The organism is Klebsiella sp. KTE92 (assembly GCF_000398905.1).
Taxonomy (GTDB): Bacteria; Pseudomonadota; Gammaproteobacteria; order Enterobacterales; family Enterobacteriaceae; genus Klebsiella; species Klebsiella variicola.
The window spans coordinates 702,047-726,516 of the sequence record NZ_KB976100.1; the positions used below are offsets into that span (position 1 = coordinate 702,047).

General features: G+C 56.8%; 20 protein-coding genes. 14 read left to right on the forward strand and 6 right to left on the reverse strand.

All coding sequences use genetic code 11. The features are described 5' to 3' along the window. Positions 1-2: 2 nt before the first annotated feature. The 6 genes from A1WC_RS21660 to leuL form a co-directional block, all read right to left on the reverse strand. A complete protein-coding gene (locus tag A1WC_RS21660) occupies positions 3-2,036 on the reverse strand; it encodes an FAD-dependent oxidoreductase (protein ID WP_016160290.1) in 2,034 nt (677 codons plus the stop codon). 397 nt (positions 2,037-2,433) lie between these two features. After that, positions 2,434-3,039 (reverse strand): 3-isopropylmalate dehydratase small subunit, encoded by a 606-nt coding sequence (gene leuD / locus A1WC_RS21655; protein ID WP_008807446.1) that lies wholly within the window; start codon positions 3,037-3,039, stop codon positions 2,434-2,436. Positions 3,040-3,049: 10 nt separating this feature from the next. After that, a complete protein-coding gene (gene leuC, locus A1WC_RS21650; protein ID WP_008807445.1) occupies positions 3,050-4,450 on the reverse strand; it encodes a 3-isopropylmalate dehydratase large subunit in 1,401 nt (466 codons plus the stop codon). A gap of 2 nt (positions 4,451-4,452) precedes the next feature. After that, positions 4,453-5,544: a 3-isopropylmalate dehydrogenase gene (gene leuB, locus A1WC_RS21645; protein ID WP_008807444.1), complete on the reverse strand. Its 1,092-nt coding sequence runs from the start codon at positions 5,542-5,544 to the stop codon at positions 4,453-4,455. Continuing rightward, complete coding sequence (gene leuA / locus A1WC_RS21640; RefSeq protein WP_016160291.1) at positions 5,544-7,115, reverse strand: 2-isopropylmalate synthase; 1,572 nt, start codon at positions 7,113-7,115, stop codon at positions 5,544-5,546. Before leuA ends, leuB begins: the two co-directional genes overlap by 1 nt. Before the next feature lie 95 nt (positions 7,116-7,210). Beyond that, positions 7,211-7,297, reverse strand: coding sequence for a leu operon leader peptide (leuL, locus tag A1WC_RS25710; RefSeq protein WP_004222662.1), 87 nt, complete (start codon positions 7,295-7,297; stop codon positions 7,211-7,213). 612 nt (positions 7,298-7,909) lie between these two features. Here leuL and leuO point away from each other — a divergent pair. The 14 genes from leuO to murG all read left to right on the forward strand — a co-directional run bounded on the left by leuO (position 7,910) and on the right by murG (position 24,428). Beyond that, a complete protein-coding gene (gene leuO / locus A1WC_RS21635; RefSeq protein ID WP_072121929.1) occupies positions 7,910-8,878 on the forward strand; it encodes a transcriptional regulator LeuO in 969 nt (322 codons plus the stop codon). A gap of 394 nt (positions 8,879-9,272) precedes the next feature. Beyond that, the gene (gene ilvI / locus A1WC_RS21630) at positions 9,273-10,997 is read left to right on the forward strand and encodes an acetolactate synthase 3 large subunit (protein ID WP_008807441.1); all 1,725 of its coding nucleotides are present in this window, start codon (positions 9,273-9,275) and stop codon (positions 10,995-10,997) included. A 2-nt stretch (positions 10,998-10,999) separates the two neighbouring features. Beyond that, positions 11,000-11,491 carry an acetolactate synthase small subunit gene (gene ilvN, locus A1WC_RS21625; RefSeq protein WP_002888536.1) on the forward strand — a complete coding sequence of 164 codons (492 nt, stop codon included), beginning with the start codon at positions 11,000-11,002 and terminating at the stop codon, positions 11,489-11,491. Positions 11,492-11,671: 180 nt separating this feature from the next. Next, complete coding sequence (gene cra, locus A1WC_RS21620; RefSeq protein WP_004145952.1) at positions 11,672-12,676, forward strand: catabolite repressor/activator; 1,005 nt, start codon at positions 11,672-11,674, stop codon at positions 12,674-12,676. Positions 12,677-13,316: 640 nt separating this feature from the next. Then, complete coding sequence (mraZ, locus tag A1WC_RS21615) at positions 13,317-13,775, forward strand: division/cell wall cluster transcriptional repressor MraZ (RefSeq protein WP_012542858.1); 459 nt, start codon at positions 13,317-13,319, stop codon at positions 13,773-13,775. Between the two features lie 2 nt (positions 13,776-13,777). Beyond that, positions 13,778-14,719, forward strand: coding sequence for a 16S rRNA (cytosine(1402)-N(4))-methyltransferase RsmH (gene rsmH, locus A1WC_RS21610; RefSeq protein ID WP_008807438.1), 942 nt, complete (start codon positions 13,778-13,780; stop codon positions 14,717-14,719). Then, positions 14,716-15,081 (forward strand): cell division protein FtsL, encoded by a 366-nt coding sequence (gene ftsL / locus A1WC_RS21605; RefSeq protein ID WP_002888550.1) that lies wholly within the window; start codon positions 14,716-14,718, stop codon positions 15,079-15,081. Before rsmH ends, ftsL begins: the two co-directional genes overlap by 4 nt. A gap of 15 nt (positions 15,082-15,096) precedes the next feature. Continuing rightward, positions 15,097-16,863 carry a peptidoglycan glycosyltransferase FtsI gene (locus A1WC_RS21600; protein WP_008807437.1) on the forward strand — a complete coding sequence of 589 codons (1,767 nt, stop codon included), beginning with the start codon at positions 15,097-15,099 and terminating at the stop codon, positions 16,861-16,863. Further along, positions 16,850-18,337, forward strand: a complete 1,488-nt coding sequence (gene murE / locus A1WC_RS21595; protein ID WP_016160292.1) for a UDP-N-acetylmuramoyl-L-alanyl-D-glutamate--2,6-diaminopimelate ligase — start codon at positions 16,850-16,852, stop codon at positions 18,335-18,337. Before A1WC_RS21600 ends, murE begins: the two co-directional genes overlap by 14 nt. Further along, positions 18,334-19,692 carry a UDP-N-acetylmuramoyl-tripeptide--D-alanyl-D-alanine ligase gene (murF, locus tag A1WC_RS21590; protein WP_012968939.1) on the forward strand — a complete coding sequence of 453 codons (1,359 nt, stop codon included), beginning with the start codon at positions 18,334-18,336 and terminating at the stop codon, positions 19,690-19,692. Before murE ends, murF begins: the two co-directional genes overlap by 4 nt. Then, positions 19,686-20,768, forward strand: coding sequence for a phospho-N-acetylmuramoyl-pentapeptide-transferase (gene mraY / locus A1WC_RS21585; protein WP_008807434.1), 1,083 nt, complete (start codon positions 19,686-19,688; stop codon positions 20,766-20,768). Before murF ends, mraY begins: the two co-directional genes overlap by 7 nt. A 2-nt stretch (positions 20,769-20,770) precedes the next feature. Next, positions 20,771-22,087: a UDP-N-acetylmuramoyl-L-alanine--D-glutamate ligase gene (gene murD, locus A1WC_RS21580; protein WP_016160293.1), complete on the forward strand. Its 1,317-nt coding sequence runs from the start codon at positions 20,771-20,773 to the stop codon at positions 22,085-22,087. After that, positions 22,087-23,361, forward strand: a complete 1,275-nt coding sequence (ftsW, locus tag A1WC_RS21575; protein WP_004204337.1) for a cell division protein FtsW — start codon at positions 22,087-22,089, stop codon at positions 23,359-23,361. Before murD ends, ftsW begins: the two co-directional genes overlap by 1 nt. Further along, positions 23,358-24,428: an undecaprenyldiphospho-muramoylpentapeptide beta-N-acetylglucosaminyltransferase gene (gene murG / locus A1WC_RS21570; RefSeq protein WP_008807432.1), complete on the forward strand. Its 1,071-nt coding sequence runs from the start codon at positions 23,358-23,360 to the stop codon at positions 24,426-24,428. The genes ftsW and murG overlap by 4 nt, the downstream gene beginning before the upstream one ends. Positions 24,429-24,470: the final 42 nt, after the last annotated feature.

Below are 24,470 nucleotides of genomic sequence, written 5' to 3' on the forward strand. Positions count from 1 at the left end.
CCTCAATAAGTTAGAAAGGGAATTCGTTGTGCTTCGCGACTGCCCAGCGCACCCATGTCTTCCAGGGTATCCAGCACGTTGCGGCCTTCGCGGATGCCGTCGATAATGCGCCGCGCCATCAGGCTGTCGCCGATATTCATGATTTTGACGTTATTGGCATTGGCCCAGCGCTCGATCTCGTCGAGACCCGTCCGGTTGGCGCGCATCCCCAGGCAGACAAAGCCGTAGTCAAAGGGGATATCGAAGGTTTGCTGTGTATTTTTCACCCGGAAATGGTCGGCAGCGACTGCCATCAGTTGGGTATTCATGTGCTGTTCGACCTGGTGCTCGTCGAGCATGGTCAACATGGCATTTTTGGTAATGATGTCGAGGTCGCGACCGGCGGCGTCCTGCATTTCGATTAATACCGCCTGCGCGCCGCGCGCCGTAAAGTATTCGATAACGTCGAGGCCAACGGCGCCTGCGCCGACGACGGCGATACGTTTACCCTCGATATCGGTAAATTTCGCCAGGTTGTCGATCATGCCGGTAATGGAAAAGACTTTGCCGTCCGCGGTATCAATGTTTTCCCGCAAGCCCTCAATGGGCGGCAGCAGCGGCGTTGAGCCGGTGGCGTTGACAATCAGATGCGGATGCAAGGCGGAAACTGAGGCCACGTCGGCACATTTGCCGACCTGCAGCATCAGGTTGTCCAGCGAGGCGATGCGATTTTTCATAAACTGCGGGAAATCAGCGATGCGTTTTTTCTCCGGCAGGCGGGAGATTTCGCTGGCGAGGCCGCCGACGTGGTTTTTCGCCTCCAGCAGCCAGGTATGGCAACCGACTTCCGCCGCCGTGCAGGCGGCTTCCATCCCGGCGGTGCCAGCGCCGATGACCACCACGTTCGTTTCGCGACTGACGCGGCGCATTTTGTAGGCATCGCCGTGGATGATGTCCGGGTTAATCGAACAGCGCAGCGGGCGCGAGCGGGCGATACGATGGTCAGCGCAACCGATATTGCAGGAGATGCATTTGCGCATCAGGCGCTCTTTACCGCCTTGCACCTTCTGTACCCACTCCGGCTCGGCAATCAGGCCGCGGCCAATGGCAATAAGGTCGGCATCGCCGCTGGCGAGAATATCCTCGGCCACCTGTGGTGAGCGAATATTGCCGGCGATGACCGTGGGCTTATGGAATTTATCGCGCACCGCGCGGGAGAGGTAGCGCTTCCAGCCATCCTCCAGCGACATCTGGTCGATTTGCAGATTCAGGTTGTCATTCTGCGCCGCAGAGACGTTGATGATATCGACCTTATCCTGGCAGAGTTCAAGGATGCGCAGGGAATCTTCGAGGGTATTGCCCCCCTTGAGGAAGTCGTCGGCGCTGATGCGCAGGCTGACCGGAAAACGTGGCCCCACGCAGGCGCGCACTTTATCGATAATCAGACTTAATATCCGGGTACGGTTTTCGACGCTGCCGCCAAATTCATCGGTGCGCTTATTAAATAATGGCGATAAAAACTGGCTAATTAAATAGGAATGACCGGCATGAATTTCGACGCTGTCAAAACCCGCACGACGAACGCGCTCCGCGGCATCACCAAACTTTTCAACGGCATGATAAATTTCCTCATGCGTCATCGGGCGTGGAATATTTCCGTGCTTTTTCGAGGGCGTCGTGGAGGAAGAGAGTGGCGTCTGACCGTCAAGGCGGTAGGCGTACGCCGAAGCGCCGGCATGATTTAACTGAATGGATACGCAGGCGCCATGTTTATGCAGGGTCTCGGTTAATTTAAACAGCCGCGGAATATATTGATCGTTATCGATGCGTAACTGCGTGGTGCCGTTGGAAGCAAAGGGAAAATCAATACAGATGTTTTCGATGGTGATAAGTCCGGTACCGCCTTTGGCCCGCAGTTCATAGTATTCCAGCTGTTCCTGCGACACCTCGCCGTTGAGCGTGGCCATATTGGTGCCCATAGGGGGCATGATAATGCGGTTTTTTAGCGTCATGCCGTTGATGGTCAACGGACTGAAAAGGTGCGGATAGTGGCTCATCTCTTCTCTCCACAGGAGGCCGGGAGGCCGATATGCGGGGGCCCGGGCGTGTCCTTAGTTAATATTTCTCTGTGGGCAAAGATAGCGAGGGGAAAAATCGAAAAATAATGTTTTTTTTTGTTCTGAGCTATAGGGGTTCTCTATGGGATTAACGCTTCTTTCACATTCTTATATTTTTATATTAAACACTCGTGCCTTATTTTTACTTGCAGTGAAGGGATAATACATAAACAACGAAGAGGAAGAGAAGGAAAGCGGAGTGATTCTTCTTTATGGTGTGGGGCAGGGCGGGGTCAAGGCCTGACAATCAGCGAATCAATATTGTTTTTTGTGCGTGAGATCGCAATTTCCGCCGCGATAAAATTAAAAAGCCCGGTCAAATGACCGGGCCCGAAGGTTAATTCATAAACGCCGGCAGCTTGCGTTCATAGTCGGAAATCGCCTCTCCGTGCTGCAGCGTCAGGCCGATGCTATCCAGGCCGTTGAGCATGCAGTGGCGGCGGAAGTCGTCGATCTTAAAGCTGTAGGTTTTATCCCCGGCTTTAACCACCTGCGCTTCCAGATCCACTTCAAACGTCATGCCCGGGTTGGCCTGCACCAGCTTGAACAGCTCGTCGACCTGCTCGTCGCTCAGGGTCACCGGCAGCAGCTGGTTATTGAAGCTGTTGCCGTAAAAGATATCGGCAAAGCTTGGCGCAATCACGACCTTAAAGCCGTAATCGGTCAACGCCCACGGCGCGTGCTCGCGCGAGGAGCCGCAGCCGAAGTTTTCACGTGCCAGCAGGATTGACGCCCCTTTGTATTGCGGGAAATTCAGCACAAAATCCGGGTTCGGCTGCTGGCCTTTATCGTCGAGAAAGCGCCAGTCGTTAAACAGGTGGGCGCCGAAGCCGGTGCGAGTCACTTTCTGCAAAAACTGCTTGGGAATAATCGCGTCGGTATCGACGTTTGCAGCATCCAGTGGAACCACCAGGCCGGTATGTTGGGTAAATTTCTCTGCCATGATGGTCTCCTTACTTCAGATTACGGATATCGGCGAAATGACCGGTAACAGCTGCCGCTGCGGCCATTGCCGGGCTCACCAGGTGCGTGCGTCCGCCGCGGCCCTGACGGCCTTCAAAATTACGGTTGCTGGTGGAGGCACAGCGCTCGCCCGGATTCAGGCGGTCATTGTTCATTGCCAGACACATCGAGCAACCCGGTAAGCGCCACTCAAAGCCGGCTTCGATGAAGATCTTATCCAGGCCTTCCGCTTCCGCCTGCGCTTTCACCGGACCGGAACCCGGCACCACCAGCGCCTGGACACCCGGCGCCACTTTACGCCCTTTAGCGATCTCCGCCGCGGCGCGTAAATCTTCGATTCGCGAGTTGGTGCAGGAGCCGATAAACACTTTATCGATAGCCACATCCGTCAGCGGGATCCCGGATTTCAGGCCCATGTAGGCCAGCGCTTTTTCGGCGCTGGCGCGTTCCACGGGATCACTGAATGACGCCGGATCGGGGATATTATCCGTCACTGAGATCACCTGGCCCGGGTTGGTGCCCCAGGTCACCTGCGGGGCAATCTCCGCCGCCTGCAGCGTCACCACGGTATCAAACGTCGCGCCATCGTCGGTTTTCAGGGTTTTCCAGTACGCGACGGCATCGTCAAAATCTTTGCCTTTCGGCGCATGCAGACGGCCGCGTACGTAATTGAAGGTGGTTTCGTCCGGCGCGACCAGGCCCGCTTTGGCGCCCATCTCGATCGCCATGTTGCACAGGGTCATACGCCCTTCCATGCTCAGATCGCGGATCGCTTCGCCGCAGAACTCAACTACATGGCCGGTGCCGCCGGCGCTACCGGTTTTACCAATGATGGCCAGCACGATATCTTTGGCGGTAATGCCCGGCGCCGCTTTGCCTTGCACGTCGATTTTCATGGTCTTCGCGCGGCCCTGTTTCAGGGTCTGGGTCGCCAGCACATGCTCCACTTCGGAGGTGCCGATACCGAACGCCAGCGCCCCGAACGCGCCGTGGGTGGCGGTATGGGAGTCACCGCAAACAATGGTCATCCCCGGCAGGGTGACGCCCTGCTCCGGGCCCATGACGTGGACGATACCCTGGTATGGGTGATTTAAGTCATACAGCTCAACGCCAAACTCTTTACAGTTCTTAATCAGCTCCTGCATCTGGATACGGGCCATCTCGCCGGACGCGTTGATATCTTTGGTCTGCGTCGAGACGTTGTGATCCATGGTCGCGAAGGTTTTACCCGGCTGGCGCACCTGGCGGCCATGCGCGCGCAGGCCGTCAAACGCCTGCGGGGAGGTCACTTCGTGCACCAGATGGCGGTCGATGTACAGCAGCGGGGTTTCGTTCTGCGCCTCATACACTACGTGCGCATCAAATAATTTTTCGTATAACGTCTTCGCCATGATTACACCCCTTCTGCGACATAGCGGGCAATGATATCGCCCATTTCATCAGTACTGACCGCCGCCGTTCCGCGCGCCAGGTCGCCGGTACGAACCCCTTCCTCTAAGGCACGGTTGATGGCGCTCTCAATGGCGGTCGCCGCTTCGTCAGCGTCGAGGCTGTAGCGCAGCAGCAGGGCCAGAGAGAGGATCTGCGCGATCGGGTTAGCGATATTTTTGCCCGCGATGTCCGGCGCCGAGCCGCCCGCTGGTTCATACAGGCCAAAACCTTGCTCGTTGAGGCTGGCGGACGGCAACATGCCCATAGAGCCGGTGATCATCGCGCACTCGTCGGAGAGGATGTCGCCAAACAGGTTGGAGCACAGCAGCACGTCGAACTGGGACGGATCTTTAATCAGTTGCATGGTGGCGTTATCGATATACATATGCGCCAGCTCAACGTCCGGATACTCCTTGCCGATCTCGGTGACGATTTCGCGCCACAGAATGGACGACTGCAGGACGTTGGCCTTATCGATGGAGGTCACTTTGTGACGACGCTTACGAGCGGATTCAAAAGCGATGCGCGCGATACGTTCGATTTCAAAGCGGTGATACACCTCGGTATCAAAGGCTTTCTCATGCTGACCGCTGCCTTCGCGGCCTTTTGGCTGGCCGAAGTAGATGCCGCCGGTCAGTTCGCGAACGCAGAGAATGTCGAAGCCGTTGGCAGCGATGTCGGCGCGCAGCGGGCAGAACTCCTCCAGCCCCTGGTACAGTTTGGCCGGACGCAGGTTGCTGAACAGTTTGAAGTGCTTACGCAGCGGCAGCAGCGCACCGCGCTCTGGCTGCTCGGCGGGCGGCAGGTGTTCCCATTTCGGACCACCGACGGAGCCGAACAGGATCGCATCCGCCTGTTCGCATCCGGCGACGGTCGCCTGCGGCAGGGGAGTCCCCTGACGGTCAATAGCCGCCCCACCGACGTCATACTGGCTGGTGGTAATGTGCATGGCAAAACGTTGGCGCACGGCTTCCAGTACTTTCATCGCCTGGTTCATCACTTCCGGGCCAATGCCATCACCCGGCAAAACGGCAATATGGTAATTCTTCGACATTACACGGTTTCCTTATTGTTCTCTTTATTCTGAGCTTTGCGTTGCAATTCTTTTTCGACTTCGGCGGCGCGCCAGATGTTGTTCAGCACGTGAACCATGGCTTTTGCTGACGACTCAACGATATCTGTGGCCAGGCCAACCCCGTGGAAACGGCGGCCGTTGTAGTCAACGACGATATCCACCTGGCCCAGGGCGTCTTTGCCGTGGCCTTTCGCACTTAAGCCATACTTCACTAAATCAATGTTGTAGTTTGTCACGCGGTTAATAGCCTGGTAGATGGCGTCGACCGGACCGTTGCCATTAGCGGCTTCGGTTTTGATTTCATCCCCGCAGACCAGCTTGATTGAAGCGGTGGCGATATCGCTGGAGCCAGACTGGACGCTGAAGTAGTCCAGGCGGAAATGCTCCGGCTCTTCCTGCTGCTTGTTGATAAACGCCAGCGCTTCCAGATCGTAATCGAAGACCTGGCCTTTTTTGTCCGCCAGCTTCAGGAACGCGTCGTACAGATGATCCAGGTTGTAATCGCTCTCCTGGTAACCCATCTCTTCCATCCGGTGTTTCACCGCCGCGCGACCGGAGCGGGAAGTCAGGTTCAGCTGTACCTGGTTCAGGCCGATGGATTCCGGAGTCATGATTTCGTAGTTTTCGCGGTTCTTCAGTACGCCGTCCTGGTGGATGCCGGAGGAGTGGGCGAAGGCGCCGGTGCCGACGATGGCTTTGTTGGCCGGGATCGGCATATTGCAGATCTGGCTGACGGTCTGGCTGGTGCGCCAGATTTCATGATGATTAATGTTGGTGTGCACGTTCATGATGTCTTTGCGTACTTTGATCGCCATGATCACTTCTTCCAGCGCACAGTTGCCAGCGCGTTCGCCGATACCGTTCATCGCGCCTTCTACCTGGCGCGCACCGGCGTGGACCGCGGCGAGGGCGTTACCGACGGCGATGCCCAGGTCATCATGGGTGTGGACGGAAATAATCGCTTTGTCGATATTCGGCACGCGATCATACAGGCCGCTGATAATGTTGGCGTATTCGAACGGCATGGTGTAGCCGACGGTGTCCGGGATATTAATGGTGGTGGCGCCAGCGTTGATCGCCGCTTCGACGACGCGAGCCAGATCGGCAATCGGCGTGCGGCCGGCGTCTTCACAAGAGAATTCGACATCGTCAGTGTAGTTGCGCGCCCGCTTCACCATATAGATCGCGCGCTCAATCACTTCATCCAGCGTGCTGCGCAGTTTGGTGGCGATATGCATCGGCGAGGTTGCAATAAAGGTATGGATGCGGAAAGCTTCAGCCACCTTTAAGGATTCTGCTGCCACATCGATATCTTTCTCAACGCAGCGCGCCAGAGCGCAAACACGACTGTTTTTGATGGTGCGCGCGATACTTTGCACCGATTCAAAATCGCCCGGGGAAGAGACCGGGAAACCGACTTCCATTACGTCGACCTCCATACGCTCAAGGGCCAGAGCGATCTGCAGCTTCTCTTTGACACTCAGGCTTGCCTGTAACGCTTGTTCGCCATCACGTAAGGTCGTATCGAAAATAATGACTTGCTGGCTCATGGTTTGGATCCTTAGTCTGTGTCCTGGCGCCTTGTTGACGAGCATAAAAAAACCCGCGCCAAGGCGCGGGTTTTATAGTCTTGCTGGAAGATGACTTAACGCTGAACGTCGCCCAACAGCCTACCGCGCAAATGGCATGCGTTTAGTAGTAGTAGGCTGGTGATACGAGCGGTGCGAATCATTGCGTCAAACTCCAGATGAAATCGTTATGCTTTTAGAGTTACTGGATAGCCGTTTTAAAGTCAACCCCTGGCACGGAAAAAGCGTTATTGGCTCTCGATGTGAATTAGCAAATTGTGCTGATGCAAGCCCTGTTTTGCCGAAGATCCTATTTTGGACAAAGGGAGGCGCGTCCTCAATTGTTTCATTTGAAAAAGTGCTTTGCATTCAACGCATCGGCCACGATGAACCGTGAACGAGGCGGCAAAAAAAGCTATCTGAATGAAAATATTATATTTATTTTCCTTATGAATGTATTTGCTCATTAGCGGATTATTTTTCAATGATAAGCAGTTGTTAATTTTATGAGGTTAAAAATAAAATACTTTATTATTGCTTAAGTTACAGTTAACTAGTGGTGTTGTTTTTATTTTTACGGATTATGGGTACACTCATCATCATTAAGTAACCGGTATGGTTTGAGCGGTTCATTTTCCTGGTAGTCCCGCTTTTTCACTGCCACTCATAGCCTTGATATATTCCTAAAAATCTCCTTTGCTATTTTGCAAATGTCATTTGCATGATAAATGATATTTTCGACGCTAATTATAGCGGTTTAGTAAAGGGAATTCATCGTGACGGCGGAATTAGATATGTTAATTGACACTCCAGAATATAAATCAGCCCCCGGACAGGAAGTCGTTAAACCTCAACTACGGATGGTTGATCTCAATCTGCTCACCGTTTTTGATGCGGTTATGCAAGAGCAGAATATCACCCGTGCCGCCCATACGCTCGGCATGTCTCAACCCGCGGTGAGTAACGCGGTTTCACGTCTGAAAGTGATGTTTAATGATGAGCTGTTTGTGCGCTATGGCCGCGGTATTCAGCCGACGGCGCGGGCCTATCAGCTTTTTGGTTCTGTGCGCCAGGCGCTGCAGCTGGTCCAAAACGAATTGCCGGGCTCCGGTTTTGAACCGCTAAGCAGTGAGCGCGTTTTCCATCTGTGCGTCTGCAGCCCGCTGGATAACATCCTGACGTCGGTTATTTTTAATAAAGTTGCGGAGATCGCACCCAATATTCATTTGGTCTTTAAATCCGCGCTGAATCAAAATACGGAACATCAGTTACGTTATCAGGAAACGGAATTTGTGATCGGTTATGAAGAGTTCCGTCGCCCTGAGTTTGCCTGCGTCCCGTTATTCAAAGACGAAATGGTTTTGGTGGCCAGTCGCAACCATCCCCGTATTTCCGGGCCGGTGATGGAGGCGGATATTTATCGTGAGGAGCATGCTACGGTGGCTCTCGATCGGTATGCCTCATTCAGTTTACCGTGGTATGACACGGCCGATAAACAGGCGCGTATCGCCTATCAGGGTAATGCGATGGTCAGCGTATTAAACGTGGTATCGCAAACTCAGATGGTGGCGATTGCCCCGCGCTGGCTGGCCAATGAGTTTGCCGATAAATTAGCCCTGCAAATATTACCTTTGCCGTTGAAGGTTAACAGCCGGACCTGCTATCTCTCGTGGCATGAAGCGGCTGGCCGCGATAAAGGCCATCAGTGGATGGAAGAGCTGCTGGTGGATATTTGCAAGCGCTGAGCCGATGGCAACGAGGGTAAAAGGAGCTTCGGCTCCTTTTTTTATATGATGTAAATTCGATAATGCAGAATTTTGTTCTGTTTGACCTGTTCGAGGCATTCGTTGGGTTCGTGAAAAATGGATCAATTCCTGCTATCACGCCTTTTCTCCGAGTATTTACCATTCCCTTTTCTTATCTCTGAAGCAATCCACCATATTTTCACTTCTCCGCTTTCTTTTCTTCTTATTACGGGGATAACACATCCCCTGCGGCGAATTGCCTGCCTGCTGGCGAGCAGTTATGGTAGTGGCATGCAGTCCATTCACCTCAGTGCGGAGGGTCTCTCCTCCGCATCGTGCGAGCGCGCGGAAATTGAGTTCCGCTGTCGTAAAACAATAAGCCTGGAGGCAAACCATGGAGATGTTGTCAGGAGCCGAGATGGTCGTCCAATCGCTTGTCGATCAGGGCGTCAAGCAAGTATTCGGCTATCCCGGAGGCGCAGTCCTCGATATCTATGATGCGTTACATACCCTTGGCGGTATCGATCATGTGCTGGTTCGCCACGAGCAGGCGGCAGTGCATATGGCGGATGGCCTGGCGCGGGCGACCGGCGAGGTTGGCGTCGTGCTGGTCACCTCTGGACCAGGGGCGACGAACGCCATCACCGGCATCGCGACGGCCTATATGGATTCCATTCCGCTGGTGATCCTCTCCGGGCAGGTGGCGACATCGCTGATCGGCTACGATGCCTTCCAGGAGTGCGACATGGTGGGGATTTCCCGTCCGGTGGTGAAGCACAGTTTCCTGGTGAAGCAGACCGAAGATATTCCCGGTGTCCTGAAGAAAGCCTTCTGGCTGGCGGCCAGCGGTCGCCCCGGACCGGTGGTGGTCGATCTACCGAAAGATATTCTCAATCCGGCGAAAAAGCTGCCGTACGCCTGGCCGGAGGCGGTGAGTATGCGTTCGTATAACCCGACCACCAGCGGTCATAAGGGACAGATTAAACGCGCCCTGCAGACCCTGGTGGCGGCGAGTAAGCCGGTCGTTTACGTCGGCGGCGGGGCGATCAATGCGCATTGCGAACCCCAGCTGCGTGAACTGGTGGAAAAGCTGAAGCTGCCGGTTGCTTCCTCTCTGATGGGGCTTGGCGCTTTCCCGGCGACGCACCCGCAGGCGCTGGGGATGCTAGGTATGCACGGCACCTATGAAGCCAACATGACCATGCACCATTCGGACGTCATTTTCGCCGTCGGCGTCCGCTTTGACGATCGGACCACCAACAATCTGGCCAAGTACTGTCCGAACGCGACGGTGCTGCATATTGATATCGATCCGACCTCGATCTCGAAAACCGTGCCGGCAGATGTGCCGATCGTCGGCGATGCCCGGCTGGTACTGGAGCAGATGCTGGAGCTACTGGACCAGGAAGAGACGCAGCAGCCGCTGGACGACATTCGCGACTGGTGGCAACAGATCGAGCAGTGGCGTGCCCGCCATTGTCTGCGCTACGACGACCAGAGCGATAAAATCAAACCGCAGGCGGTGATTGAAACTATCTGGCGGTTGACCCAGGGCGATGCCTACGTCACTTCCGATGTGGGCCAGCACCAGATGTTCGCCGCCCTTTATTACCCCTTCGACAAACCACGGCGCTGGATTAACTCCGGTGGTCTCGGCACCATGGGCTTTGGCCTACCGGCTGCGCTGGGGGTCAAAATGGCTCTGCCGGACGAAATGGTGGTCTGCGTGACCGGTGACGGCAGTATCCAGATGAACATTCAGGAACTCTCTACTGCGCTGCAGTATGAGTTACCGGTCCTGGTGCTTAACCTCAACAACCGCTATCTCGGGATGGTGAAGCAGTGGCAGGATATGCTCTATTCCGGGCGCCACTCCCAGTCCTATATGGAATCGCTGCCGGACTTTGTGCGTCTGGCGGAAGCCTATGGTCACGTCGGGATCCGCATCAGCGAGCCGCAGGAGCTGGAGTCAAAGCTTGCTGAAGCGCTGGAGCAGGTGCGTCAGCGCCGGCTGGTGTTTGTCGATGTCACCGTCGACGGCAGTGAGCATGTGTACCCCATGCAGATCCGCGGCGGCGGCATGGATGAGATGTGGTTGAGCAAAACGGAGAGGACCTGATTATGCGCCGGATATTATCGGTATTACTGGAAAACGAATCGGGCGCATTGTCCCGCGTTATCGGCCTCTTTTCCCAGCGCGGCTATAATATAGAAAGCCTGACTGTGGCGCCGACGGACGACCCTACGCTCTCCAGAATGACCATCCAGACCGTGGGCGATGAAAAAGCGATCGAGCAGATTGAAAAGCAGCTGCACAAGCTGGTGGATGTGCTGCGAGTCAGCGAATTGGGGCAGGGGGCCCATGTCGAACGCGAAATCATGCTGGTGAAGGTTCAGGCCAGCGGCTATGGCCGTGAAGAAGTGAAACGCAACACCGAAATCTTTCGCGGACAGATTATCGATGTGACGCCTTCTATCTATACCGTTCAGCTCGCCGGAACCAGTGATAAGCTTGATGCTTTCCTGGCTTCGCTGCGCGATGTCGCTCGGATCGTAGAAGTGGCTCGCTCCGGTGTGGTCGGCCTGTCTCGCGGTGATAAAATCATGCGCTGAGGATCGGGAACTGATGCAAAAATAGCCCGGCAGCGACTGTCGGGCTTTTTTTTTGCGAAATCAGTAGGAACTGTAAGCGAAAGCGGTTGCTGCGCTAACTATTCTGCGCTTAGATGTTATAAAAAGGGTTCCATACCTGAATAATGGTTATGTTTGGCACTTCTTACCCAAGGGGCAATTGTGAAACTGGATGAAATCGCCCGGCTGGCCGGTGTTTCAAGAACCACCGCGAGCTATGTGATTAATGGCAAAGCGAAGCAGTACCGCGTAAGCGATAAAACGGTCGAAAAGGTGATGGCTGTGGTGCGGGAGCATAACTATCATCCGAATGCGGTCGCCGCTGGCCTGCGTGCAGGACGCACACGATCTATCGGTCTGGTGATCCCGGATCTCGAAAATACCAGCTATACCCGCATTGCAAATTATCTCGAACGTCAGGCGCGTCAGCGTGGCTATCAGCTGCTGATTGCCTGTTCTGAGGATCAACCCGATAACGAGATGCGCTGCATTGAGCATCTGCTGCAGCGCCAGGTGGACGCTATCATTGTCTCTACCTCGCTGCCGCCGGAGCACCCTTTCTATCAACGCTGGGCTAACGATCCGTTTCCGATTGTCGCGCTTGACCGCGCCCTTGACCGCGAGCATTTCACCAGTGTGGTCGGCGCTGATCAGGATGACGCTGAAATGCTCGCTGCCGAGCTGCGGACCTTCCCTGGCGAAACGGTACTTTATCTCGGCGCGCTGCCGGAACTGTCGGTGAGCTTCCTGCGCGAGCAGGGCTTCCGCAAAGCCTGGCAGGACGATCCGCGCGAGGTGCATTATCTCTATGCCAACAGCTATGAGCGCGAAGCGGCGGCTCAGCTGTTTGAGAAATGGCTTGAAACCCATCCGATGCCTCAGGCGCTGTTTACTACCTCTTTCCCGTTGCTGCAGGGCGTGATGGATGTGACGCTGCGCCGTGAGGGCAAACTGCCCTCCGAGCTGGCGATCGCCACCTTCGGCGATAATGAGCTGCTCGATTTTCTGCAGTGCCCGGTGCTGGCGGTGGCTCAGCGCCATCGCGATGTCGCTGAGCGGGTGCTGGAGATCGTCCTCGCCAGCCTCGATGAACCGCGCAAGCCAAAGCCGGGCCTGAGCCGTATTCGCCGTAATCTCTATCGTCGCGGTAGCCTGAATCGCCGCTAAGCGCGCAATATCGCCAGAGCCCAGGAATATTCCTGGCGGGCCTGCCGGAAAGCAGGCCTTTGGCGATTAATCAGGCAATTGACGTCCAAAATGCAAAACTGAATATATTTCAGACAAATCCCTAAACTTCTTTACGTGTTATTTTGTTTAATTCGCTGGCAATCGTTTTGTTACTCAAAACGGGACACAAAAAATGATTGTGTAGGCTTTAATTGTATTATTTTGTTACATTCACCAGGTTAATTGCTGAATTAACACTCATTTTGTACGCCCCAGCCTTTCTCTTCTGCCCTATCCCGCGTCTGGTCCGCCCCTCAGCCAGCAACAGGTACTGTTAACGACCGGCATAATGGCCTAAAATGCCGCTCGCGTCGCAAACTGACACTTTATATTTTCCCGCCGAAGATATTTTGTTGTTTATAACTGTTACGAGTTTGTTGGTTATTTTCTTACACGTATTCATAACGTTAATTTGCCTCGCCTGTTGATGGTTTTTTCATCAGGGCTAATGTCGGCTGTAAATAATGGGTTTTTGGGCTCTGTTGGCATCCGTGCTGGCTTGACAAGCTTTTCCTCCGCTCCGTAAACTCCTTCTGGTGGGAATTTGTGGGATAAAGTGGCGAAAAGGGGTGAGGCTGGCATGTTCCGTGGAGCAACGTTGGTCAATCTCGACAGCAAAGGCCGCCTGGCCGTGCCAACGCGCTATCGCGATGGGCTGATCGAGGACGCTGCCGGTCAATTGGTATGCACCATTGACATTCATCACCCGTGCCTGCTGCTTTATCCATTGCCTGAATGGGAAATCATCGAGCAGAAATTGTCGCGTTTATCGAGCATGAATCCCGTTGAGCGGCGCGTACAGCGTTTGCTTCTGGGTCATGCCAGCGAATGTCAGATGGATAATGCCGGACGATTGCTCATCGCGCCGGTGTTACGGCAGCATGCCGGGCTGACAAAAGAAGTGATGCTGGTCGGGCAGTTTAATAAGTTTGAACTGTGGGATGAAACGACCTGGTATCAACGGGTCAAGGAAGATATCGACGCTGAGCAGTCCGCGACCGGTGAACTGTCGGAGCGCCTGCAGGATTTGTCCTTATAAAAATGATGGAAAATTATAAACATACTACGGTACTTCTGGATGAAGCCGTCAACGGCCTCAATATTCGTCCAGACGGTATCTATATTGATGGTACTTTTGGCCGCGGTGGTCACTCGCGCCTGATCCTCTCCCGGCTGGGAGCGGAAGGACGCTTGCTGGCAATCGATCGCGATCCACAGGCGATTGCCGTCGCGAAAACCATCGATGATCCCCGCTTTTCCATCGTACATGGTCCTTTTTCACAGCTCGCTGACTACGTCGACGAGCGTAATCTTACCGGTAAGATCGACGGCATTCTGCTCGATCTCGGCGTCTCTTCCCCGCAGCTTGACGATGCGGAACGCGGCTTTTCCTTTATGCGCGACGGGCCGCTGGACATGCGCATGGATCCGACGCGCGGTCAGTCCGCGGCCGAGTGGCTGCAGACGGCAGAAGAAGCCGATATCGCCTGGGTGATTAAAACCTTCGGCGAAGAGCGTTTCGGTAAACGTATCGCCCGCGCGATCGTCGAACGTAACCGTATTGAACCGATGACCCGCACCAAAGAGCTGGCGGAGGTCATTGCTGCGGCGATGCCGGTAAAAGATAAGCATAAACATCCCGCGACCCGTACCTTCCAGGCGGTGCGCATATGGGTAAACAGTGAACTGGAGGAGATAGAGCAGGCGCTAAAAAGCTCGCTCAGCGTGCTGGCCCCGGGTGGGCGGCTATCGATCATTAGTTTTCATTCGCTGGAAGATCGCATTGTGAAGCGCTTTATGCGTGAACAAAGCCGCGGTCCGCAGGTTCCGGCGGGAATACCGATGACCGAAGCGCAGCTCAAAAAACTGGGCGGCCGTGAGTTACGAGCACTAGGCAAGTTGATGCCGGGCGAAGAAGAGGTGGCAGAGAATCCACGTGCCCGTAGTTCAGTGCTGCGTATTGCAGAGAGGACGAACGCATGATCGGCAGAGTGACAGAGGCCTTAAGCAAGGTTAAAGGGTCGATTGGAAGCAACGAGCGCCATGCTTTGCCTGGCGTGATCGGGGACGACCTTCTGCGGTTTGGGAAACTGCCACTCTGCCTGTTCATTTGCATCATTATTACGGCGATTACCGTGGTCACCACCGCGCACCATACGCGCCTGCTGACCGCGCAGCGTGAACAACTGGTTCTGGAACGCGACGCCCTGGATATCGAGTGGCGCAACCTGATCCTCGAAGAGAACGCGCTCGGCGATCACAGTCGGGTTGAGCGGATCGCGACCGAGAAGTTGCAGATGCAACACGTCGATCCATCACAAGAAAATATCGTTGTACAGAAATAAGGATTATTGCGACGGATGAAAGCAGCGCCAAAAACGCCAAAAGCAAAGCGTCAGGAAGAACAGGCCAACTTTATCAGTTGGCGTTTTGCGTTGCTGTGCGGCTGTATTCTGCTGGCGCTGACTTTCCTGCTGGGTCGTGTCGCCTGGCTCCAGGTGGTCAGCCCCGACATGCTGGTGCGTCAGGGCGATATGCGCTCGCTGCGCGTCCAGGAAGTGTCTACCGCGCGCGGGATGATTACCGACCGCTCCGGGCGGCCGCTGGCGGTCAGCGTACCGGTGAAAGCTATTTGGGCCGATCCGAAGGAGCTGCATGATGCTGGCGGGGTCACCCTGGATACGCGCTGGAAGGCGCTGGCGGACGCCCTCAATATGCCGCTGGATCAGCTGGCAACGCGCATCAATACCAATCCGCGGATGCGTTTTATCTATCTGGCGCGTCAGGTAAACCCTGACATGGCCGACTACATCAAAAAGCTGAAGCTGCCGGGCATTCATCTGCGTGAAGAGTCCCGTCGTTATTACCCTTCCGGAGAAGTGACTGCTCACCTCATTGGCTTTACCAACGTCGACAGCCAGGGGATTGAAGGGGTCGAAAAAAGCTTTGATAAATGGCTTACCGGCCAGCCGGGCGAGCGTATCGTGCGTAAAGACCGCTATGGCCGGGTCATTGAAGATATCTCTTCTACCGACAGCCAGGCGGCGCACAACCTGGCGCTGAGCATCGACGAACGTCTGCAGGCGCTGGTCTATCGCGAGCTGAACAACGCCGTGGCCTTTAACAAAGCCGAGTCGGGCAGCGCCGTGTTAGTGGACGTTAACACCGGGGAAGTGCTGGCGATGGCCAACAGCCCCTCCTATAACCCGAACAACTTCGCCGGTACGGCGAAAGACACCATGCGTAACCGCGCCATCACCGACGTATTCGAACCGGGTTCGACGGTGAAACCGATGGTGGTGATGACGGCGCTGCAGCGCGGCATCGTCAACGAAAATACCGTGCTGAATACCATTCCCTATCGAATTAACGGCCACGAAATCAAAGACGTGGCGCGTTATAGCGAATTGACCCTGACCGGGGTGCTACAGAAGTCGAGTAACGTCGGTGTTTCTAAGCTGGCGTTAGCGATGCCGTCCTCAGCGTTAGTAGATACTTACTCACGTTTTGGGCTTGGAAAGGCGACCAATTTGGGGTTGGTCGGAGAACGCAGTGGCTTATATCCTCAAAAACAACGGTGGTCTGACATAGAGAGGGCCACCTTTTCTTTCGGCTACGGGCTAATGGTAACCCCGTTACAGTTAGCGCGAGTCTACGCAACGATTGGCAGCTATGGCATCTATCGCCCGCTGTCAATTACCAAGGTTGATCCACCGGTTCCGGGCGAGCGCGTCTTCCCGGAATCACTCGTTCGTACCGTCGTTCATATGATGGAAAGCGTGGCGCTGCCCGGCGGCGGCGGCGTGAAAGCGGCGATCAAAGGCTATCGCATCGCGATTAAAACCGGTACGGCGAAAAAAGTGGGGCCGGATGGCCGCTATATCAACAAATATATTGCTTACACCGCAGGCGTTGCGCCCGCCAGCCATCCGCGCTTCGCGCTGGTGGTGGTGATCAACGACCCGCAGGCAGGTAAATACTACGGTGGCGCCGTTTCCGCGCCGGTCTTCGGTGCCATCATGGGCGGCGTATTGCGCACCATGAACATCGAGCCGGATGCGCTGGCAACAGGCGAAAAAAGTGAATTTGTAATTAATCAAGGCGAGGGAACAGGTGGCAGATCGTAATTTGCGCGACCTACTCGCTCCGTGGGTGCCAAACGCACCGGAGCGCATTCTGCGAGAGATGACGCTGGACAGCCGGGTGGCTGCTTCCGGCGATCTCTTTATCGCGGTACAGGGTCATCAGGCGGACGGGCGTCGTTATATCCCGCAGGCGATAGCGCAAGGTGTGGCTGCCATTATTGCTGAAGCGCAGGGCGAGGCTGAAGACGGTGAGATCCGTGAAATGCACGGCGTGCCGGTTATTTACCTGAGCCAGCTTAACGAACGCTTATCGGCGCTGGCCGGGCGTTTTTATCATCAGCCGTCGCAGCAGCTGCGTCTGGTGGGCGTCACCGGTACTAACGGTAAAACGACCACCACTCAACTGCTGGCGCAGTGGGCGAAGCTGCTCGGCGAAACCAGCGCAGTGATGGGGACCGTTGGCAACGGCCTGCTGGATAAAGTCGTGCCGACCGAAAATACCACCGGTTCTGCGGTAGACGTTCAGCATGTGCTCTCCAGTCTGGTCGGGCAGGGGGCAACCTTCGGCGCGATGGAAGTCTCTTCCCACGGTCTGGTGCAACACCGCGTGGCGGCGCTGCAGTTTGCCGCCTCGGTGTTTACCAATCTGAGCCGCGACCACCTCGACTACCATGGCGACATGGAGCACTACGAAGCGGCGAAATGGCTGCTGTACTCGACCCACCATTGCGGCCAGGCCATCGTCAACGCTGACGATGAAGTGGGGCGTCGCTGGCTGGCGAAGCTGCCGGATGCGGTGGCGGTGTCGATGGAAGATCATATCAATCCGAACTGCCACGGCCGCTGGCTGAAGGCCACCGCGGTCAACTATCACGACAGCGGCGCGACCATTCAGTTTGACTCCAGCTGGGGCAGCGGTGAAATCGAAAGCCGCCTGATGGGCGCCTTTAACGTCAGCAACCTGCTGCTGGCGCTGGCGACGCTGCTGGCGCTGGGCTATCCGCTGGCCGATCTGCTGAAAACCGCAGCGCGTTTACAGCCGGTATGCGGCCGTATGGAAGTGTTCAGCGCGCCCGGTAAACCGGCCGTGGTGGTGGATTACGCCCATACGCCTGACGCGCTGGAAAAAGCGCTGCAGGCCGCGCGCCTGCACTGCAGCGGCAAGCTGTGGTGCGTTTTCGGCTGCGGCGGCGACCGTGACAAAGGCAAGCGTCCGCTGATGGGCGCTATCGCTGAAGAATTTGCCGACATCGTGGTGGTCACTGATGACAACCCGCGCACCGAAGAGCCGCGGGCGATTATCAACGATATTCTGGCCGGCATGCTCGATGCGGGTCATGCGAAGGTGATGGAAGGCCGCGCGGAAGCGGTCACCAACGCCGTGATGCAGGCGAAAGAGAACGACGTGGTGCTGGTGGCGGGTAAAGGCCATGAAGATTACCAGATCGTCGGCAATCGCCGTCTGGATTATTCCGACCGCGTCACCGTCGCGCGTCTGCTGGGAGCGGTAGCATGATTCGCTTTACGTTAAGCCAGCTCGCCGCGATCGCCCATGGCGAACGGCAGGGTAGCGACATCGCTATCGACGAGGTGACCTCCGATACCCGTAAAGTGACGGCGGGCTGCCTGTTTGTGGCGCTGAAAGGCGAGCGTTTCGACGCTCATGATTTTGCCGAACAGGCGAAAGCAGCTGGCGCCGGCGCGCTGCTGGTGAGCCGTCCGCTGGCCTGCGATCTCCCGCAGGTGATCGTGAAAGATACCCGCCAGGCTTTCGGCGAGTTAGCCGCCTGGGTGCGTCAGCAGGTACCGACCCGCGTCGTCGCCCTGACCGGCTCGTCCGGTAAAACCTCGGTCAAAGAGATGACCGCGGCGATCCTTAGCCAGTGCGGCAACACACTGTATACCGCTGGCAACCTGAACAACGATATCGGTGTACCGATGACGCTGCTGCGCCTGACTAAAGAGCATCAGTACGCGGTGATCGAACTCGGCGCCAACCACCAGGGCGAAATCGCCTGGACCGTCAGCCTGACGCGTCCGGAAGCCGCGCTGGTCAACAACCTTGCTGCAGCGCACCTCGAAGGTTTCGGCTCGCTGGCGGGCGTGGCGAAGGCGAAGGGCGAAATCTATACCGGTCTGCCGGAAAACGGCATCGCCATTCTCAATGCTGATAACAACGACTGGCTGAACTGGCAGGCGGTGATTGGCGATCGCAAAGTGTGGCGCTTCTCACCGAATGCGGCCAACAGCGACTTCACGGCGACCAACGTGCAGATCACCAGCCACGGTACCGAATTTACGCTGCAGACCCCAACCGGCAACGTTGACGTCCTGCTGCCGCTGCCGGGACGCCATAACATCGCTAACGCGCTGGCGGCGACCTCGCTGGCGATGGCGGTAGGCGCCGATCTGGCGGCGGTAAAAGCCGGTCTGGCGCAGCTGAAGGCCGTTCCGGGGCGTCTGTTCCCGATCCGGCTGACGGAGAGCCAGCTGCTGCTGGATGACTCCTACAACGCCAACGTTGGTTCGATGACCGCGGCAGTGCAGGTACTGTCAGAGATGCCCGGCTTCCGGGCGATGGTGGTCGGCGATATGGCGGAGCTTGGCGCGGAAAGCGCGGCCTGCCATCGCGAAGTCGGCGAGGCAGCGAAAGCGGCGGGGCTGGATTGCGTCCTCAGCGTCGGCACCTTGAGCGCGGATATCAGCCGCGCCAGCGGCGTGGGCGAACATTTTAATGATAAAGCCGCAGTAGTGGCTCGCCTGCGCGAGCTGCTGGCGGAGCACAAGATAATGACCATTTTAGTGAAGGGTTCACGTAGTGCCGCCATGGAAGAGGTAGTACGCGCATTACAGGAGACTGGGACATGTTAGTATGGCTGGCCGAACATTTGGTCAAATATTATTCCGGCTTTAACGTCTTTTCTTATCTGACGTTTCGCGCCATCGTCAGCCTGCTGACCGCGCTGTTCATCTCGTTGTGGATGGGCCCGCGCATGATCGCCCGTCTGCAAAAACTCTCCTTCGGCCAGGTTGTACGTAACGACGGTCCGGAGTCCCATTTCAGCAAACGCGGCACGCCGACCATGGGGGGGATCATGATCCTCACTGCGATCACCGTCTCCGTTCTGCTGTGGGCTTACCCCTCCAACCCGTACGTCTGGTGCGTACTGACGGTATTAATCGGCTACGGGATCATCGGCTTTGTTGATGATTACCGTAAAGTCGTGCGCAAAGATACCAAAGGCCTGATCGCCCGCTGGAAGTATTTCTGGATGTCGGTGATCGCGCTGGGCGTGGCGTTCGCGCTCTATCTGGCCGGGAAAGACACCCCGGCGACCGAGCTGGTGGTGCCATTCTTTAAAGACGTGATGCCGCAGCTGGGCCTGCTCTATATCCTGCTGGCTTACTTCGTTATCGTCGGTACCGGCAACGCCGTCAACCTGACCGATGGCCTCGACGGCCTGGCGATTATGCCGACCGTCTTCGTCGCTGCCGGCTTTGCGCTGGTGGCATGGGCTACCGGCAACATGAACTTCGCCAACTACCTGCACATTCCTTATCTGCGCCATGCTGGCGAGCTGGTGATCGTCTGTACGGCGATTGTCGGCGCGGGTCTGGGCTTCCTGTGGTTTAACACCTATCCGGCGCAGGTCTTTATGGGCGACGTCGGTTCGCTGGCGCTCGGCGGCGCGCTGGGCATTATCGCCGTGCTGCTGCGTCAGGAATTCCTGCTGGTGATTATGGGCGGCGTTTTCGTCGTGGAGACTCTGTCGGTGATCCTGCAGGTTGGCTCCTTTAAGCTGCGCGGTCAGCGCATCTTCCGTATGGCGCCGATTCACCATCACTATGAACTGAAGGGCTGGCCGGAGCCGCGCGTTATCGTGCGCTTCTGGATTATTTCGCTGATGCTGGTGCTGATTGGCCTGGCGACGCTGAAGGTACGTTAATCATGGCAGATTATCAGGGTAAAAAAGTCGTCATTATTGGGCAGGGTATGACCGGCCTGTCATGCGTGGACTTTTTCATGGCGCGCGGCGTGACGCCGCGTGTAATGGACACCCGCGTCGCGCCTCCGGGGCTGGATAAATTACCCGAATCGGTCGAATGCCATGTCGGCGGACTCAATGATACCTGGCTGCTGGCGGCGGATCTGATTGTCGCCAGTCCCGGCATCGCGCTGGCCCATCCTTCGCTGAGCGCGGCGGCCGATGCTGGCGTAGAAATCGTTGGTGATATCGAACTGTTCTGCCGCGAGGCGCAGGCCCCGATCATCGCCATTACCGGCTCGAACGGCAAAAGCACCGTCACCACCCTGGTGGGCGAGATGGCGAAAGCGGCCGGGGTTAACGTCGGCGTGGGCGGTAATATCGGCCTGCCGGCGCTGATGCTGCTGGACACCGATCGTGAGCTATATGTGCTGGAGCTCTCCAGCTTCCAGCTGGAAACGACCTCCAGCCTGCAGGCGGTGGCGGCAACCATCCTCAACGTGACTGAGGACCATATGGACCGCTACCCGCTTGGGCTGCAGCAGTATCGCGCGGCGAAGCTGCGGATTTACGAGAATGCAAAAACCTGCGTGGTGAACGCGGACGATGCGCTCACGATGCCGGTACGCGGGGCGGACGATCGCTGCATCAGCTTTGGTGTCGATGTCGGTGACTACCACCTTAACCGTCAGCAGGGCGAAACCTGGCTGCGCGTTAAAGGTGAGAAAGTCCTCAATGTGAAAGAGATGCCTCTCACCGGTCAGCATAACTACAGCAACGCCCTGGCGGCACTGGCGCTGGCCGATGCCGCGGGCCTGCCGCGGGCCAGTAGCCTCAAGGCATTAACCACCTTTACTGGCCTGGCCCATCGCTTTCAGCTGGTGCTGGATCACAACGGCGTACGCTGGATTAACGACTCGAAGGCAACCAACGTCGGCAGCACCGAGGCGGCGCTGAACGGCCTGCAGCTGGATGGCACGCTGTATCTTCTGCTGGGCGGCGACGGCAAGTCCGCTGATTTCACCCCGCTGAAGCGCTACCTCGGCGGCGATCGTATCCGTCTGTACTGCTTTGGTCGCGACGGCGCCGAGCTCGCCGAGCTGCGTCCTGACGTGGCGGTACAAACTGAAACCATGGAACAGGCGATGCGTCAGATAGCGCCCCTGGTGAAAGCGGGCGACATGGTTCTCCTGTCGCCGGCGTGCGCCAGCCTGGATCAGTTTAAGAATTTTGAACAACGGGGCGATATGTTTGCCCGTCTGGCGAAGGAGTTAGGTTGATGCGTTTCTCTCTCCCACGCCTGAGAATGCCGCAGCTGAGCTTGCCTCGGTTGAGACTGCCGCGACTGCCGGGGATGTTTATCTTCGCCTGGCTGTTCGCCGCGCTGAAAGGCTGGGTGATGGGCTCGCGCCCGAAAGATAACGACAGTCTGGTGATGTATGACCGGATGCTGCTATGGCTGACCTTCGGCCTGGCGGCGATCGGCTTTATCATGGTGACCTCGGCGTCGATGCCGGTGGGGCAGCGCCTGGCGAACGATCCTTTCCTCTTTGCCAAGCGTGACGGCCTGTACATTGTGCTGGCCTTTGTCCTCGCGCTAGTGACGCTGCGCCTGCCGATGGATTTCTGGCAGCGCCACAGTACCGCGATGCTGATCGCTTCGATCGTTATGCTGCTGATCGTGCTGGTGGTGGGTAGCTCGGTAAACGGCGCATCGCGCTGGATCGCCCTCGGCCCGCTGCGCATCCAGCCGGCGGAGTTCACCAAGCTGTCGCTGTTCTGCTATATCGCCAACTATCTGGTGCGTAAAGCGGATGAAGTGCGTAACAACCTGCGCGGGTTCTTAAAACCGATGGGCGTGATTTTCGTGCTGGCGATCCTGCTGCTGGCGCAGCCTGACCTCGGTACCGTGGTGGTGCTGTTCGTCACCACGCTGGCGATGCTCTTCCTTGCCGGCGCGAAGCTGTGGCAGTTCATCGCCATTATCGGCATGGGTATCTCGGCGGTGGTCCTGCTGATCCTCGCTGAACCGTACCGTATTCGCCGCGTGACCTCCTTCTGGAACCCATGGGAAGACCCGTTCGGCAGTGGTTACCAACTGACTCAGTCGCTGATGGCCTTTGGCCGCGGCGAGATGTGGGGGCAGGGCCTCGGCAACTCAGTGCAAAAACTGGAGTATTTGCCGGAAGCGCACACTGACTTTATCTTCGCCATTATCGGCGAAGAACTCGGTTATATCGGTGTGGTACTGGCGCTTTTAATGGTATTCTTCGTCGCTTTCCGCGCCATGTCGATTGGCCGTAAAGCGCTGGAGATCGATCATCGCTTCTCCGGCTTCCTCGCCTGTGCGATTGGTATCTGGTTTAGCTTCCAGGCGTTAGTTAACGTCGGGGCGGCGGCGGGGATGCTGCCGACGAAAGGTTTGACGCTGCCGCTGATCAGTTATGGTGGTTCCAGTCTGCTGATTATGTCGACGGCCATCATGTTGTTGTTGCGAATAGATTATGAAACGCGTCTGGAAAAAGCCCAGGCGTTTACACGGGGTGTTCGATGAGCGGTCAGGAAAAGCGGTTGATGGTGATGGCGGGCGGTACCGGCGGGCATGTGTTCCCGGGGCTGGCGGTCGCGCACCATTTAATGGACCAGGGCTGGCAGGTTCGCTGGCTGGGTACCGCCGATCGTATGGAAGCGGATTTAGTGCCGAAAAACGGCATCGAGATTGATTTTATCCGTATCTCCGGCCTGCGTGGTAAAGGGATAAAAGCGCAACTGTTGGCGCCGGTGCGTATCTTCAACGCCTGGCGTCAGGCGCGAGCGATCATGAAGCGTTTCCAGCCGGATGTGGTGCTGGGCATGGGCGGCTATGTCTCCGGGCCTGGCGGTCTGGCGGCGTGGTCGTTGGGGATCCCGGTGGTCCTCCACGAACAAAACGGTATTGCCGGTCTGACTAACAAATGGCTGGCGAAGATTGCGAAGAAAGTGATGCAGGCGTTTCCCGGCGCGTTCCCGCATGCGGACGTGGTCGGGAACCCGGTGCGTACCGATGTACTGGCGCTGCCGCTGCCGGGTCAGCGTCTGGTGGGGCGTCATGGACCGATTCGCGTGCTGGTGGTCGGTGGCTCCCAGGGCGCGCGCGTCCTGAACCAGACTATGCCGCAGGTGGCGGCGAAGCTCGGCGATGCGGTGACCATCTGGCATCAGAGCGGCAAAGGCGGTCAGCAAACCGTGCAGCAGGCCTATGCCGCCGCGGGGCAGCCGCAGCATAAAGTGACGGAATTTATTGATGACATGGCCGCGGCCTATGCCTGGGCTGATGTCGTGGTTTGCCGTTCCGGCGCGCTGACGGTCAGCGAAATTGCCGCCGCAGGTTTACCGGCATTGTTCGTCCCGTTCCAGCACAAAGATCGTCAGCAGTACTGGAATGCGCTGCCGCTGGAGAAAGCCGGCGCGGCGAAAATTCTTGAACAGCCTGAGTTCACGGTAGAGGCGGTTGCCTCTACCCTGGCGAGCTGGGATCGGGAAACGTTGCTGGATATGGCGGAACGAGCGCGTGGCGCTTCGATTCCGGACGCTACCGAGCGAGTAGCAGAAGAGGTCAGCGCCGTAGCTTTGGCGCGCTAATTGCGGTGATTTTAACCGCCCGAATGACAGAAGTTGATGGCG